Source organism: Tsuneonella sp. HG094 (genome assembly GCF_053819285.1).
This window is the reverse complement of the sequence record NZ_JBSORA010000001.1, coordinates 1,605,329-1,618,857: the sequence shown is the minus strand read 5'-3', so window position 1 is coordinate 1,618,857 and position 13,529 is coordinate 1,605,329. Positions and strand designations below refer to the sequence as shown.

The following is a 13,529-nucleotide window of genomic DNA, read 5'->3' as shown; positions in this document are numbered from 1 at the left end:
CGGACAAGAACAGTGAGTGCGCCCACTCTCACCACCAAGCTCGACCGCGAGAGCGCCGAGGCTAAGGCGCGGTTTGCGCATAGCAAGGGGCTCGCCGACGCGCTGCGCGCCAAGGTCGCCGAGGCGGCGCTGGGTGGGCCGGAGAAGCATCGCGAGCGGCATGTGGCGCGCGGCAAGCTGTTGCCGCGCGAACGGGTGGAGCGCCTGCTCGATCCGGGTTCGCCGTTCCTCGAGATCGGGCAGCTCGCGGCGAACGGGATGTACGAGGGCGACGTCAACGGCGCCTCGGTGATCGCCGGCATCGGGCGCGTGTCCGGGCGGCAGGTGATGATCGTCGCGAACGACCCGACGGTGAAGGGCGGCAGCTATTACCCGATGACGGTCAAGAAGCACCTCCGCGCACAGGAGATCGCGCAGGAGAACCGCCTGCCGTGTGTCTACCTCGTCGATAGTGGCGGCGCGAACCTGCCCTACCAGGCCGAGGTCTTCCCCGACCGCGAGCACTTCGGACGCATCTTCTTCAACCAGGCGAACATGAGCGCGCTGGGCATCCCGCAGATCGCCTGCGTGATGGGGAGCTGCACCGCGGGCGGGGCCTATGTGCCTGCCATGTCCGACGAGACGGTGATCGTGCGCGAGCAGGGCACGATCTTCCTCGCCGGTCCGCCGCTGGTAAAGGCCGCGACAGGTGAGGAAATCACCGCCGAAGACCTCGGGGGCGGTGACCTTCATGCGAGGAAGTCGGGCGTGGTCGACCACCTCGCCGAGAACGACGAGCACGCGCTCACCATCGTGCGCGATATCGTCAGCCATCTCGGCGCGAACCATGCTGGGGCAAAGGACGTGGCACTGAAAGAGCCGCGGCCGCCGAAGTTCGATCCCGAGGATCTTTACGCCGTGATCCCCGACGATGTTCGCGCGCCCTACGACGTGCACGAGGTCATCGCCCGCATCGTCGACGGCAGCGAGTTCCACGAGTTCAAGGCGCTCTACGGCAGCACGCTGGTCTGCGTCTTCGCGCATATCTGGGGCATGCCGGTCGCGATCCTCGCCAACAACGGCGTGCTGTTCTCAGAAAGCGCGCAGAAGGGCGCGCATTTCATCGAGCTTGCCTGCCAGCGCCGCATCCCGCTGCTGTTCCTCCAGAACATCTCGGGCTTCATGGTCGGCGGGAAGTACGAGGCGGAGGGCATCGCCAAGCACGGCGCGAAGCTCGTCACCGCGGTCGCCACCGCCACCGTGCCCAAGGTCACCGTGGTGATCGGCGGGAGCTTCGGCGCGGGCAACTACGGCATGTGCGGCCGCGCCTATTCCCCGCGCTTCCTGTTCACTTGGCCCAATGCTCGCATCTCGGTGATGGGCGGCGAGCAGGCGGCAAGCGTGCTGGCGACGGTCCACCGCGACGCCGACAACTGGACCCCCGAACAGGCCGAGGCCTTCAAGGCGCCGATCCGCCAGAAGTACGAGGACGAGGGCAACCCATACTACGCCACCGCGCGGCTGTGGGACGACGGAGTGATCGACCCCGCGCAGACCCGCGACGTGCTCGGCCTCGCCTTTGCCGCCGCCCTCGAGGCCCCGATCGCCGACCGCCCGGCGTTCGGCGTGTTCCGGATGTAATCGCGATGATGAAGAAGCTCCTGATCGCCAACCGCGGCGAGATCGCCTGCCGGATCATGCGCACCGCGCGCGAAATGAGGATCGCGACGGTCGCAGTCTATTCGGATGCCGACGCGAAGGCGCTGCACGTGCGCAGTGCGGACGAGGCGGTGCATATCGGTCCGTCTCCTGCCGCGGAAAGCTACCTGCGCGGCGAGAAGATCATCGCCGCCGCCAAGGCCACCGGGGCCGACGCGATCCATCCGGGATACGGCTTCCTGTCCGAGAACGCCGACTTTGCGCGGAGCGTGATCGCGGCAGGGCTGATCTGGGTCGGTCCGAAGCCCGAGAGCATCGAGGCGATGGGCCTCAAGGACGCGGCCAAGAAGCTGATGCGTGCCGCCGGGGTTCCGGTGACGCCGGGCTACGAAGGCGAGGACCAGTCACCCGAGCGCCTGCGCCGCGAGGCCGATGCGATCGGCTATCCTGTGCTGATCAAGGCGGTCGCGGGCGGCGGCGGCAAGGGAATGCGCAAGGTCGATGCGGCGGAAGACTTCGAGGCCGCGCTGCAATCGTGCCGGCGCGAGGCCGCCGCGAGCTTCGGCAACGACGAGGTGCTGCTCGAAAAGTGGATCACCTCGCCCCGCCATATCGAGGTGCAGGTGTTCGGCGACAGCCACGGCAATGTCGTCCACCTGTTCGAACGCGACTGTTCCTTGCAGCGCCGCCACCAGAAGGTGATCGAGGAAGCCCCCGCCCCCGGCATGGACGAGGCCACCCGCGAAGCGATCTGCGCCGCCGCCGTCCGCGCCGCCAAGGCGGTCGACTACGAGGGCGCGGGGACGATCGAATTCATCGCCGACGCCAGCGACGGCCTGCGCGCCGACCGCATCTTCTTCATGGAAATGAACACCCGCCTCCAGGTCGAACACCCGGTGACCGAGGAGATCACCGGGGTGGACCTGGTGGAATGGCAGCTAAGGGTGGCGAGCGGCGAGCCGATCCCGCTGAAGCAGGACGAGCTGAGCATCAACGGCTGGGCGATGGAAGCGCGGCTTTATGCCGAAGATCCGCCGAGCGGGTTCCTTCCCTCGATCGGGCCGCTCGACCTGCTCGACCTGCCCGACGACATCATCCGTGTCGACACCGGGGTCGAGGAGTGCGACGCCGTCTCTCCGTACTACGACCCGATGATCGCCAAGCTGATCGCTTATGGCGGCACGCGCGACGAGGCGATGCTCGAGCTGGCGTCGGGTCTCTACGGCCTGCGCGTTTGGCCGGTTAAGACCAATGCCGCGTTTCTTTTGGCCTGCCTCAATGATCCCGATTTCCGTGCCGGAACCGTGACGACCGGGTTGATCGGCGATCGCGGCGATGCGCTGGTCGATGTCGAGCCTGCGGGCGAGAACGAGTGGCAGGTCGCTGCCCTGTCGCTGTTCGCGCCCTATTTCGCGGCGGGCGATGCGCCGGGATCAGGGCCGTGGACGGCCAACATGGGCTTTCGCCTCAACCGCGACGCCGACCCGCGAATCACGATCCAGCATGGCGGCGAGCGTAGGACGATCATGCTCGAGGAGAGCATCGACGCGACCGGCTTTGCCACCGCGATCGACGGCGGCGTTCTCGCCTATCGGCAGGGCCAGCCGTACCTCTTCACCTTTCCCAATTTTGCGGGCGGCCCCCACTCCGCCCACGACGGCGATATCCTCGCTCCGATGCCGGGCAAGGTGATCGCCGTTGACGTAGCCGAAGGTGACAGCGTCGCCGCCGGGCAGCGGTTGCTGGTGCTCGAGGCGATGAAGATGGAGCACGCGCTCACTGCGCCGTTCGACGGGACCGTGGCCGAGCTTTCGGTCAGCGAAGGCAGTCAGGTGCAGGTCGAGGCGTTGCTGGTGCGGGTGGAGGCGGTGGAGGGCTGAGGCCTCCTACTGCTCGACGCCCTTGATCTTCCCCCATTGGCGCGCGGCGGTGTAGCCGAGGTAGCCGGTGCCGAAGAGCGCGTAGAGTTCGTCCGGCAGGCCGCGCAGGTAGGCGGTCATCGACGCGGCGATGCGCGTCGCAGCGTCGGGCTGCATAAGCGACAAGATGCCGATCGGCAGCGCGGCGAGGATCATCGCGTACATCACGTAGAGGAAGCTCGGCCGCGCGCGGCTGGTCCAGGGATCGGTCGACTGCGCCTCGGTCACGATCGCCGACAGGCGCGCCTCGATCTGCTTCAGTTCCTGCGTGCCCTCCAGTTCGAGAACCGCGAGCTTGGCCCGCGCACGCGCCTCCTTGTCCGGGATCACCTTGTCGATGATCGAGGCGAGGGGGCCGATGATCGTTTCGAGGATTGCCATGCCGCTTCTCCGATGATTCGGCCAACCACTAACCAAAACGGTACGTGTAGGAAAATGGATTATCCGATTACGCGCTGATGCTTGCCGTTTGACTTGCTCTGCGCAGCTTCGCAAAAGGCCCAGTGAAAGGGATTGCGGATGCGGAAGATTTCGGGCGCGGCGCTGGGATTGGCGTTGGCGCTGACAGCCACGGCGGCACAGAGCGCCGAAGGCGATACCGACGGTGCACTGAAGGCGCTGTATCAGTCTTACTGGGACTGGCAGGTCGCCGAGCAGGGCGCGATCGAGCGGGCCGACGGCAACCTCGATCCCGGCGCGATCATCCCCGCCGCTACGCCCACCGCCCAACGTGCCCGCGCGGCGAAGGCGGCGGAGTTCCGCACACAGCTCGCCGCGATCGACCGCGCTTCGCTGTCGCCTGCCGAGAAGGTCAACGCCTCGGTGCTCCAGGCGGTACTAACCGAGACGATCGAGGACGCGCGCTTCTCCGAATGGGAAATGCCCTTCGACAGCGATTCCAACTTCTGGTCGTACTGGGAAGCGCCGCGCCGGTACGAGACGGTCGCCGAGTACGAGCGATACATCGCCCGGATGCGCGCCCTGCCGCGCTATTTTGCCGAACAGCAGGCCAATGCCCGGGCCGGGCTGAAGCGCGGGTTCAGCGTCCCCCGCGTCACGCTCACGGGCCGCGAGGCGAGCCTGTCCGCCTATGTCGTCGATGCGCCCGAAAAGAGCCCCTTCTGGCGCGCTTTCGCGGATATGCCCGCGCGCTTTTCCGATGCCGACAAGGCCCGACTGCTCGCCGAAGGCCGCTCCGCAATCGCCGACGCGGTGACCCCCGCATACGCCGGGCTCCTCGCCTTTCTGCGCGACGAGTACATCCCGCAGGCACGCACGACGCTGGCGGCCGAGGCGATGCCCGATGGCAAGGCCTATTACCGCCAGCAGATCCGCCAATACACTACGCTCGACCTCGCGCCCGAGGCGGTCCACAAGATCGGCCTCGATGAGGTCGCCCGGATCGAGGGCGAGATGCGCAAGGTCATGGCCGAGGTCGGCTTCGCCGGCACCATCGCCGAGTTCAGCGAAAAGCTGCGCACCGATCCCAAGTACGTGGCGCGCACGCCCGACGAACTGCTCGGCGTGTCGGCCTACGTGGTGAAGCGGGTCGACGGAAAGCTCGCCGACTACTTCGGCTTCCTGCCCCGTCGCCGGTTCACCATTCGCCCGGTCGCCGATGCGATCGCGCCGTTCTACACCGCGGGCCGCGGCGGGCTCGATGCGTGCCAGATGAACACGCACAACCTGCCCTCCCGCCCGCTCTACAACATTCCCGCGCTGACGCTGCACGAATGCGCGCCGGGGCACAGCTTCCAGATGGCATTCCAGCTCGAACAGGGTGAGCAGCCCAAGTTCCGCCGCAACATCTACTTCAGCGGGATGGGCGAGGGGTGGGGCCTCTACACCGAGTTCCTGGGCGAGGAGATGGGCATCTATCGCACGCCGGAGGAACGGTTCGGCCGCCTGTCGTACGAGATGTGGCGCGCGGCGCGGCTGGTGATTGACACTGGCATCCACCACTACGGCTGGGACCGCGACAAGGCGGTTGCCTATCTCGCGAACCGCACTGCGCTGTCGCGGCACGAGGTCGGTACCGAGGTCGACCGGTACATCTCGTGGCCCGGGCAGGCACTCGCCTACAAGCTTGGCGAGATGACCATCCGCCGGATGCGCACCAAGGCGGAAGGGGCGCTCGGCGACACGTTCGACATCCGCAAGTTTCACGACGTCGTGCTCGCCTTGGGCTCGATACCGTTGACCGAGCTCGAATCGCGGATCGAAGCGTTCATCGCGGATGGCGGGCAGGGGCTTCCCGGTGTAACCTACGACTGACATGGCAGGGGAGGGGCAGGCGTGACCGTGCGGCGAAACCGCGTGACATCGTTCGATGTGGCCGAAGCGGCGGGCGTCAGCCAGTCGACCGTCAGCCGCGCGCTCGCGGGTTCGCCCGCGATCACGACCGAAACCCGCGCCCGGGTAGAGGCGGCCGCGGCAGCGCTCGGCTATCACGTCGATGCCCGCGCCGCCCGGTTGCGCAGCGGCCGGACGGGGACCCTGGCGATCGTGGTCGTGGGCCGCGCGGGGTTCGACCCCACGCGGGTCAGCGGCTTTCACTACGCGCTCCTCGGCAGTACCTGCGCGGCGGTGGCGGAATGCGGCTACCAGTCGCTCGTCTCGTTCCAGTCAGAACCGGGAGAGTTCTCGTGGAACTACGTCGCGCAAGGGCAGGCCGACGGGCTCATCGTGATGGGCACCAGCGTCAACCGCGCGGCGTGGGGCGACCTGCTCGCGGCGGCGCCCGAAGGCCCGGTGGCGGTGTGGGGCGCCCCGTTCGACGACGATCGCTGGGTGCGCGCGAGCAATCGCGAAGGCGCGGTCCTCGCGGTCGAGCGGCTGGTTGCTGCGGGGCACCAGCGCATCGCCTTCTTCGGCTCGGTCGATCCCGAGCATCCCCAGTTCGCTGAACGCTATGCCGCCTATCGCGAAGTGCTCGAGCGGCACGGACTGCCGGTCACCGGTCCGCACGAAGTGCCCGGCGACGACCGCGTCGCTGCGGGACGGACTGCACTTGCATCCCTGCTGGAGGCCGGCGAGCGGCCCGATGCCGTGTTCGCCGCCAACGATGCCATCGCGCTCGGCGTGCTCGAGGGGCTGGGTACAGCGGGCATCCGCGTGCCCGAGGATTTCGGCGTGGTCGGTTTCGATGGCCTTGCCGCCGGGGTCCATTCGCATCCGCCGCTCACGACGATCGAGCCCGATTTCGCCGAGGCGGGTCGGGCGCTCGTCGCACGCATCTTCGCGCTCGACGAAGAGCCGCTGCGGCGCGTTTCGGTCAACCTCATCGAGCGCGGCAGTGTGCGCGCGGCCCGCCCCGACTAGCGCGGGCGTGGGAGCGCCGTCGTTATCTTGAGCGCTTCCATCGAAAAGCTCGAGCTCACGTCGTTGAGGCCCGGCACTTCGGCGATCAGGCGCTGGTAGATGCGGTCGTAGTGCGCGATATCGCGCACGCTCAGCTTGAGCAGATAATCGACTTCTCCCGCCATGCGGTGGCACTCGGTGATCTCGGGGATTCCGGCGATTCCGCTCGCGAATGCTTTGAGCCAATCCGGATCGTGGCGCGCGGTCCGGATGCTCACGAACACCGTCGTCGGCAGGCCGACGGCTACGGGATCGAGGATCGCGACCCGCCGGGCGATGATCCCGGCTTCCTCCATCCGCTTGATGCGCCGCCAGCAGGGGTTGGTCGATAATCCGACCCGCTCGCCGATGGACTGGATCGGCAGCGATGCGTCGCGTTGCAGTTCGCCGAGGATCGCCCAGTCGAGGTTATCGAGTTCCATGAAGATGCCATATCATGGGATGAGATTACCGTGAAGTCGACAAATGCCGCAAAATTTGGGACACTTTTTTAGAGCATTGCTGGTATCATCGCTGCGTCGATCGAAGGGGGACCCAAAATGAGCCTGCGCGGACTGTTCCATGACCACCCGGCCTCGGTGAACGAGACCTATGGCCAGCACTTCGCCCACGCGGGCGGATTCGGAATCCGCATGATCCTCGGCGGGTTTGCTTGTCTTCTCCACGGCATCTTCCCGTTCCTGTTCGTGAAGACGGGTAGCGCACAGGTGACGGTGCTGCATGACCGGATGGTGACCAATCGCACCAAGCCGCTGCCGGGTATCCTCGATTTCGTAATCTGAGCGATCCCGCTCGCATCCACGAGCAAAGGTTGCGGGGAGGCAAGCTGAGATGGGACGACCTCCCCGCGCCGACCAACCTGTCCGCAAATTCCCGGCCATGCCATGATGGCGCGCCGATGATTTGCCGATGGACCGGCACAAATGGCAATTTGAGAGGGGAATGGCGGCTTGTGCCGACGTGCTTTGCGAGGGAATCGGCGGCTTCAGCCGCCGGGGCCACTGGTCGGGACGAGAGGATTCGAACCTCCGACCCCCACACCCCCAGTGTGATGCGCTACCAGGCTGCGCTACGTCCCGAGACCAGTGGAGGCGCGCCTATAGGAGCGGGTCGGCAGCATGGCAAGCGGGGTCGATCCGGTGTGGCGGCGAAGCCACGCTCGACCCGCAATTGCCCTCATCGGGCGATGCTGCTAGGCGCGCCCCCATTGTCGCCGGACGGCTTGACCCCATCTGGCCGCTACCTTCCCTTCGATCGAACGGACCGAACTGACGATGCTCGATATTCTTGCCGCCGCACCCGCCGCGGCCGCACCCCCGGTTTGGATCAGCTGGCTGCCGATCGTCGGCATGATCGCGATCTTCTGGTTCCTCCTCATCCGCCCGCAGATGCGCCAGCAGAAGGCCCACCGCGAGAAGATCGGCGGCCTCAAGAAGGGCGACCAGGTCGTCACCGCAGGCGGCCTCGTGGGCAAGGTACTCAAGGTCGATGAGCATTACGTCGATCTCGAACTCGGCCAGGGCGTGAAGGTCAAGGCGGTGAAGAGCACCATCGGCGACATCATCCCGCCGGGCGGCACCGCGGCCGCGAACGACTGACTTGACGATTTTCCAAGGGCGCTGACCGACCGATGCTCGATTTTCCGACCTGGAGAAAAGCGTGGCTGTGGCTGCTAACCGCAGCTTGCGCGCTGGCCGCCATTCCGTCGCTGTTCGCGCTTGCGAACCTGCCGTGGCCTTCCGCCCTGCCGGAACCCTTGGTCAATCTCGGCCTCGACCTCGCGGGCGGTAGCCACATCCTGCTCGAGGCCGAACCCGGCCAGATCCGCGCGCAGCGGATCGAGAACATGGAAGAGACCGTGCGCACGACGATGCGCCGGGCCGAGCCGCAGATCCGCATCGGCGAGGTGTCCTCTGCCGGCGGGCGCCTCAGCTTCATGGTCGAGGACATGAGCCAGGTCGACCGCGCGCGCGAACTGCTGCTGCCCAACATCAACGGCACGGGCACCGTGCGCGAGTGGGACCTGCAGGTGGTCGACGGGACGCGCTTCGTGCTGACCCCGACGACGCAGGGCCTCACTGTCGCGGTCGACAACGCGATGCAGAGCGCGACCGAAGTCGTCCGCAAGCGCATCGACGCGCTCGGCACGCGCGAGCCGACGATCATCCGCCAGGGCGACACCCGCATCGTGGTGCAGGTTCCCGGCCTGCAGGACCCGCAGGCGCTCAAGGACCTGCTCGGCCAGACCGCCAAGCTCGAATTCAAGCTGGTCGACCAGACCGCGCTGCCGAGCGACGTGGCGCAGGGCATCGCCCCGCCGGGCAGCGAGATCTTCCCGTTCGCCGAAGGCTCCGACACGCCGGGCCAGGCGCTCGCCGTGCGCCGCCTCGGCGGCATCCGCGGCGACAGCCTCGTCAACGCGCAGCAGTCGTTCGATTCGCAGAACAACAACGAAGCCGTGGTGACGATCCAGTTCGACCAACAGGGCGCGTCGAAGTTCGCCCAGCTGACGACGCAGAACGTCGGCAAGCCGTTCGCGATCATCCTCGACAACAAGGTGCTGTCCGCGCCGAACATCAATGAACCGATCCGCGGCGGCACAGCGCAGATTTCCGGCGGTTTCTCGGTCGAAACGGCGAACCAACTCGCGATCGCGCTGCGTTCGGGCGCGCTGCCGGTCGACCTGACCGTGATCGAGGAGCGGACCGTCGGTCCCGACCTCGGTGCGGACTCGATCAAGAAGGGCGGCATCGCACTGTCGGTCGGCCTCGGCCTGCTGATGCTGTTCATGATCGCGACCTACGGCCGGTTCGGAATCTACACCTGCATCGCGCTGATCATCAACGTGCTGATGATCCTCGGCGTGATGGCTTGGCTCGGCGGAGCGGCGGCATTGACGTTGCCGGGTATCGCCGGGCTCGTGCTGACGGTCGGCGCTGCGGTCGACGCGAACGTGCTGATCAACGAACGCATCCGCGAGGAACGCGCGCGCGGCCGCAAGGTCGTGCAGGCGGTGGAAATGGGCTACAAGGAAGCAAGCCGCGCGATCTTCGACGCCAACATCACCAACACGATCGCCGCGGTGATCATGTTCCTGTTCGGCAGCGGCCCGGTCCGCGGCTTCGCGGTGGTCCTTATCATCGGCATCATCACCTCGGTGTTCACCGCCGTGACGCTGACCCGCATGTGGGTCGCCGGCTGGCTGCGGCGCGCCCGTCCGTCCGACATCGTGCTTTGAGGAGCGACATCCCATGAAACTCCTGAAGCTCATCCCTGACAACACCAACATCCGCTTCCTGAGGTGGCGCGTGCCGTTCTACGCGGTCAGCCTGCTGCTGATGGCGGCCTCGTTCGGCCTGCTCGCGACCAAGGGCCTCAACCTCGGCGTCGACTTCGTCGGCGGACAGATGATCCGCATGACCTTCGTCGATCAGAAGGACGCGCCGCTCGCCGACTTGCGCGAGCGGATCGATGGCCTCGGCTATGGCGAGCCGATCCTTCAGCAGTTCGGCCAGCCCAACGAGATTTCGGTGCGCATGCGCCTGCCCGACGATGCGGCCAACCGCACCGCGTTCGCCGAGAAGATGGCGACCGACATCGTCGGCACCGTGCGCCAAGCCTATCCGCAGGTCCGCATAGACGGGGTGGATTCGGTTTCGGGCAAGGTCTCGGGCGAGCTGTTCCGTGACGGTATGCTCGCGCTCGCGCTCGCGGCGCTCGGCATCTCGATCTACATCTGGGTCCGCTTCGAGTGGCAATTCGGCGTCGGCGCATTGTTTGCGCTGGTCCACGACGTAACGCTGACGCTGGGAATGTTCAGCCTGACCCAGATGGAGTTCGACCTCAACATCGTCGCCGCGCTGCTGACGCTGATCGGGTATTCGCTGAACGATAATATCGTGGTGTACGATCGCGTTCGCGAGAACCTGAAGAAGTATCGCAAAATGCCGATCGCCGAACTGCTCGACCTCTCGGTGAACGAGACGTTGAGCCGCACGGTGGTGACGTCGCTGTCGCTGCTGATCACGCTCGTCGCGCTGCTGATCCTCGGCCCCGACGTGATCTTCGGGTTCACCGCGGCGATCACGCTCGGCATTTTCGTCGGCACCTACAGCTCGATCTACATGGCGACTCCGCTTCTGATCTGGCTGGGGGTGAAGTCCGACAGCTTCGTGCCGAACGAAGGGCCGGACAAGGCGGAACTGGTCGCGCGGGGCGAAAGCCCCGCCTGACGAATAGTCTGCTCGGTCTCGCGCGTCAGGTGCGGGCCAGCAGGTCTTCGTAGTATTCCGCGAGCGCGGCGGCGTTGGCTTGCCAGCTGAACCGGTCGGCCATGGCCGAAGTCGCTTCGTGCAGCGGCGGGTCGGCGATGATCTCTCGCACCCCGGCGGCGATTGCGGCGGGGGTCCGTTCGACGATCACGCCTGCCTCGGGTGCGGTCACGACTTCGCGTGCGCCGCCCGCATCGGTGATGACGAGCGGCGTGCCGCAGGCGAGCGCCTCGACCCAGGCGTTCGCGAGGCCCTCGCTGGCGGAGGGCAACACCATCGCATCGGCCGCCGACAGCACCAGCGGAATCAGGTCGTGGTCGAGGTTGCCGAGGAAGTGGACGCGCCCCGCCAGACCGCGCGCGGCGACACGCTCGCGCAGGGTAGGTTCGTCCTCCCCCCGGCCGGCCAGCAGCAGGACGGTATCGGTCGGCAGGTGCGTCATCGCGTCGATCACCAGCGCCTGTCCCTTGCGCGGGATCAGCGCGCCGACCGTCACGAGGATCGGTGCCCTCTCGGGCAGGCCCACTGCGAGTTCCCGCGAAAGGCGGCGGCGGAGCTGCGCGTGCTGGAGTGGGCGGAACCTGTCGCGGTCGAGCCCGGTGTAGTGCCGCACGATCTTGTCGGCGGGCAGGCCGATCGCGGCCATGTCGTTCGCCAGCGCGCCGCACACCGCGAGCAGGCCGTCGGCCGCCTCTCCTGCTGCGAGCACCTGCGCCGCGGTGTCGGGCCGGGTGCCCCAATAGTGAATGTCCGCCCCCCGCGCCTTGATCGACAGCGGCAGGTCGAGGGCGGCGGCGATCTCCGCTGCGGCGGGACCGTCGGGGTAGAAGAACTGCGCATCGACGAGGTCGAACGGCGCCTCCGCGTGCAGACGGCGGGCGATCGGCAGGACCTTGCGGGCGATGAGGCGAGGGTTGAGGCGGGCGCCGAAGCGCGGGATCGTGCGGAATGTCGGGCGATGGACCTCGACCCCGTGTTCGGTCCCGCCGACCGCCGCGCGCTTGAGCAGGCCATAGCGTCCCAGCGCCAGCGGTGGCAGGGCGATCGGGTTGATGACTGTCACCCGCCAGTCGCCGCGCGCGGCCAGGGCCTCGAGACTGCGCGCGACGAAAGTGCCGAACCGCGGCATCGCCGGGTTGGGATAGAGCGTCGCCAGCGAAAGGACCCGGCGCATCGGCGCTAGAGCTTGCGGACGAGCATTTCGGCGACAGCGATCCACGCCGGATCGTCGACCACCTGCTGCTTTTGCCCCGCGCCCACGGGCAGCACGCCCACCTTGCCGCTCTGCCGGTCGATCAGCCGCCCGAAGGCGAAGCGACCGCCCTTGCGCGGCACGAGGACGTCGCGGTTGATCGCCTTTCCCGCGTCGGCGGGCGCGATCTGCCGCAGCCAGAGCTGGTCGCCGGCACGATATTCGCCCGCACTCGTCTCGATCGACAGGACCACGCGAATGTCATCGCCGCCGAGTTCGGTGGGGAGCAGCGCATCGCGCGGCGCACCGAGCGGTTCCGCTCCGCCGTCGCCGAGTTGGGCCACGATCTGGGCGCGGGCCTTGTCTTCGGACCGCACGAGCATCTCGGCATCGACCCCGAGTGCGCCCGCGATACGGTCCATCCACTTGATCGAGAGGTTGCGCATCCCCGTCTCGAGCCGCCCGATCGTTTGGGCGGTGGTCGGCGGTACGCAGGCTTCGGCAAGCTGGGCCAGGGTCAGGCCCTTGTCGCGGCGAATGTCGCGGATGCGGTTGATCACGAAAAGCTCCTAACCAGATCGGTTTTTCACTTTCCTACATGCAACCAAACTTGGCAAGCGCCGAATCCACGCAAACGGAGGAACAGGATGCGCCAACTCGTCGAACGCGAACTCACCAGCGAGGGCCCGCGCCGCAGCGGCGACGTGCGCGGGAAGGCCCGCACGGTCACGGTCAACCTGGCGGAATCGCCGCTCGCCTGGCTCCATGCGCGCGGGCATCTCGACGACCGGCTGTTCGATGCGGGCGAGCGGCTGCGCAGCGATTACGAGCGCGCGCAGCTATCGCCCAGCGTGACGATGCGATGGGAACCGGTTCGGGTGAAGTCGACCGGGGACGCGGGCCTCACCCCTGGCGAGAAACAGATCGCCGCCAAGGCGCGCTTCGACGGTGCGCTCGCGGCGGCCGGGCGTGGGCTCGAGGACGTCCTGTGGCGAGTCGTCTGCGCCGGGGAAGCCTTGCCCGATGCTGAGCGCGCGCTCGCCTGGCCTGCGCGGAGCGGAAAACTGGTGCTGCGACTGGCGCTCGACCGCGTGGCGGACTTCTACCGGATCGCCTGAAAAGGATTCCGGTGTATACTTCGTGTAACCT

General features: G+C 67.1%; 13 protein-coding genes and 1 tRNA gene. 9 read left to right on the top strand and 5 right to left on the bottom strand.

The annotated features are described in order from the left end of the window. The first annotated feature begins 12 nt into the window (after positions 1 to 12). Together ACWPMX_RS08145 and ACWPMX_RS08140 are read left to right on the top strand one after the other, a co-directional pair. Complete coding sequence (locus ACWPMX_RS08145; protein ID WP_455699533.1) at positions 13 to 1,620, top strand: carboxyl transferase domain-containing protein; 1,608 nt, start codon at positions 13 to 15, stop codon at positions 1,618 to 1,620. 5 nt (positions 1,621 to 1,625) lie between these two features. Then, the gene (locus ACWPMX_RS08140; RefSeq protein WP_455699532.1) at positions 1,626 to 3,518 is read left to right on the top strand and encodes an acetyl/propionyl/methylcrotonyl-CoA carboxylase subunit alpha; all 1,893 of its coding nucleotides are present in this window, start codon (positions 1,626 to 1,628) and stop codon (positions 3,516 to 3,518) included. A gap of 6 nt (positions 3,519 to 3,524) precedes the next feature. Here the strand turns inward: ACWPMX_RS08140 and ACWPMX_RS08135 are convergent, their stop codons facing one another. Beyond that, positions 3,525 to 3,938 carry a holin family protein gene (locus ACWPMX_RS08135; RefSeq protein ID WP_455699531.1) on the bottom strand — a complete coding sequence of 138 codons (414 nt, stop codon included), beginning with the start codon at positions 3,936 to 3,938 and terminating at the stop codon, positions 3,525 to 3,527. A 138-nt stretch (positions 3,939 to 4,076) separates the two neighbouring features. On the opposite strand from ACWPMX_RS08135, the gene ACWPMX_RS08130 reads away from it, so the two are divergent. Together ACWPMX_RS08130 and ACWPMX_RS08125 are read left to right on the top strand one after the other, a co-directional pair. Beyond that, positions 4,077 to 5,831, top strand: coding sequence for a DUF885 domain-containing protein (locus tag ACWPMX_RS08130; protein ID WP_455699530.1), 1,755 nt, complete (start codon positions 4,077 to 4,079; stop codon positions 5,829 to 5,831). A 21-nt stretch (positions 5,832 to 5,852) separates the two neighbouring features. Continuing rightward, the gene (locus tag ACWPMX_RS08125) at positions 5,853 to 6,878 is read left to right on the top strand and encodes a LacI family DNA-binding transcriptional regulator (RefSeq protein WP_455699529.1); all 1,026 of its coding nucleotides are present in this window, start codon (positions 5,853 to 5,855) and stop codon (positions 6,876 to 6,878) included. Here the strand turns inward: ACWPMX_RS08125 and ACWPMX_RS08120 are convergent. Next, a complete protein-coding gene (locus ACWPMX_RS08120) occupies positions 6,875 to 7,339 on the bottom strand; it encodes an Lrp/AsnC family transcriptional regulator (RefSeq protein WP_455699528.1) in 465 nt (154 codons plus the stop codon). The two genes, ACWPMX_RS08125 and ACWPMX_RS08120, sit on opposite strands and share 4 nt — an antisense overlap. Before the next feature lie 117 nt (positions 7,340 to 7,456). Between ACWPMX_RS08120 and ACWPMX_RS08115 the strand changes: the two genes are divergently transcribed. Further along, a complete protein-coding gene (locus ACWPMX_RS08115) occupies positions 7,457 to 7,699 on the top strand; it encodes a DUF6356 family protein (RefSeq protein WP_455699527.1) in 243 nt (80 codons plus the stop codon). A gap of 220 nt (positions 7,700 to 7,919) precedes the next feature. On the opposite strand, the gene ACWPMX_RS08110 is transcribed toward ACWPMX_RS08115, so the two are convergent. Next, positions 7,920 to 7,996 (bottom strand) — tRNA-Pro (locus ACWPMX_RS08110). 195 nt (positions 7,997 to 8,191) lie between these two features. Here ACWPMX_RS08110 and yajC point away from each other — a divergent pair. Genes yajC through secF form a run of 3 tightly spaced genes read left to right on the top strand, consistent with a single transcriptional unit; the run spans position 8,192 to position 11,149 of the window. After that, positions 8,192 to 8,515: a preprotein translocase subunit YajC gene (gene yajC / locus ACWPMX_RS08105; RefSeq protein ID WP_455699526.1), complete on the top strand. Its 324-nt coding sequence runs from the start codon at positions 8,192 to 8,194 to the stop codon at positions 8,513 to 8,515. Positions 8,516 to 8,547: 32 nt separating this feature from the next. Continuing rightward, positions 8,548 to 10,155, top strand: coding sequence for a protein translocase subunit SecD (gene secD, locus ACWPMX_RS08100; protein ID WP_455699525.1), 1,608 nt, complete (start codon positions 8,548 to 8,550; stop codon positions 10,153 to 10,155). A 13-nt stretch (positions 10,156 to 10,168) separates the two neighbouring features. Continuing rightward, positions 10,169 to 11,149, top strand: a complete 981-nt coding sequence (secF, locus tag ACWPMX_RS08095; protein WP_455699524.1) for a protein translocase subunit SecF — start codon at positions 10,169 to 10,171, stop codon at positions 11,147 to 11,149. Between the two features lie 25 nt (positions 11,150 to 11,174). Here the strand turns inward: secF and ACWPMX_RS08090 are convergent, their stop codons facing one another. Then, positions 11,175 to 12,362, bottom strand: coding sequence for a glycosyltransferase (locus ACWPMX_RS08090; RefSeq protein ID WP_455699523.1), 1,188 nt, complete (start codon positions 12,360 to 12,362; stop codon positions 11,175 to 11,177). Between the two features lie 5 nt (positions 12,363 to 12,367). After that, positions 12,368 to 12,940: a helix-turn-helix domain-containing protein gene (locus ACWPMX_RS08085; protein WP_455699522.1), complete on the bottom strand. Its 573-nt coding sequence runs from the start codon at positions 12,938 to 12,940 to the stop codon at positions 12,368 to 12,370. An 87-nt stretch (positions 12,941 to 13,027) separates the two neighbouring features. Here ACWPMX_RS08085 and ACWPMX_RS08080 point away from each other — a divergent pair, with 87 nt between their 5' ends. Further along, positions 13,028 to 13,498 carry a DUF6456 domain-containing protein gene (locus tag ACWPMX_RS08080; RefSeq protein ID WP_455699521.1) on the top strand — a complete coding sequence of 157 codons (471 nt, stop codon included), beginning with the start codon at positions 13,028 to 13,030 and terminating at the stop codon, positions 13,496 to 13,498. The last annotated feature ends 31 nt before the right edge of the window (positions 13,499 to 13,529 follow it).

What these genes read in the sequence shown, in the direction of transcription:
- ACWPMX_RS08140 (WP_455699532.1), top strand. Translation starts at nt 1,626, where the DNA reads ATGATGAAGAAGCTCCTGATCGCCAACCGCGGCGAGATCGCCTGCCGG.
- ACWPMX_RS08135 (WP_455699531.1), bottom strand. Translation starts at nt 3,938, where the DNA reads ATGGCAATCCTCGAAACGATCATCGGCCCCCTCGCCTCGATCATCGAC.
- ACWPMX_RS08130 (WP_455699530.1), top strand. Translation starts at nt 4,077, where the DNA reads ATGCGGAAGATTTCGGGCGCGGCGCTGGGATTGGCGTTGGCGCTGACA.
- ACWPMX_RS08120 (WP_455699528.1), bottom strand. Translation starts at nt 7,339, where the DNA reads ATGGAACTCGATAACCTCGACTGGGCGATCCTCGGCGAACTGCAACGC.
- ACWPMX_RS08115 (WP_455699527.1), top strand. Translation starts at nt 7,457, where the DNA reads ATGAGCCTGCGCGGACTGTTCCATGACCACCCGGCCTCGGTGAACGAG.
- yajC (WP_455699526.1), top strand. Translation starts at nt 8,192, where the DNA reads ATGCTCGATATTCTTGCCGCCGCACCCGCCGCGGCCGCACCCCCGGTT.
- secD (WP_455699525.1), top strand. Translation starts at nt 8,548, where the DNA reads ATGCTCGATTTTCCGACCTGGAGAAAAGCGTGGCTGTGGCTGCTAACC.
- secF (WP_455699524.1), top strand. Translation starts at nt 10,169, where the DNA reads ATGAAACTCCTGAAGCTCATCCCTGACAACACCAACATCCGCTTCCTG.
- ACWPMX_RS08090 (WP_455699523.1), bottom strand. Translation starts at nt 12,362, where the DNA reads ATGCGCCGGGTCCTTTCGCTGGCGACGCTCTATCCCAACCCGGCGATG.
- ACWPMX_RS08080 (WP_455699521.1), top strand. Translation starts at nt 13,028, where the DNA reads ATGCGCCAACTCGTCGAACGCGAACTCACCAGCGAGGGCCCGCGCCGC.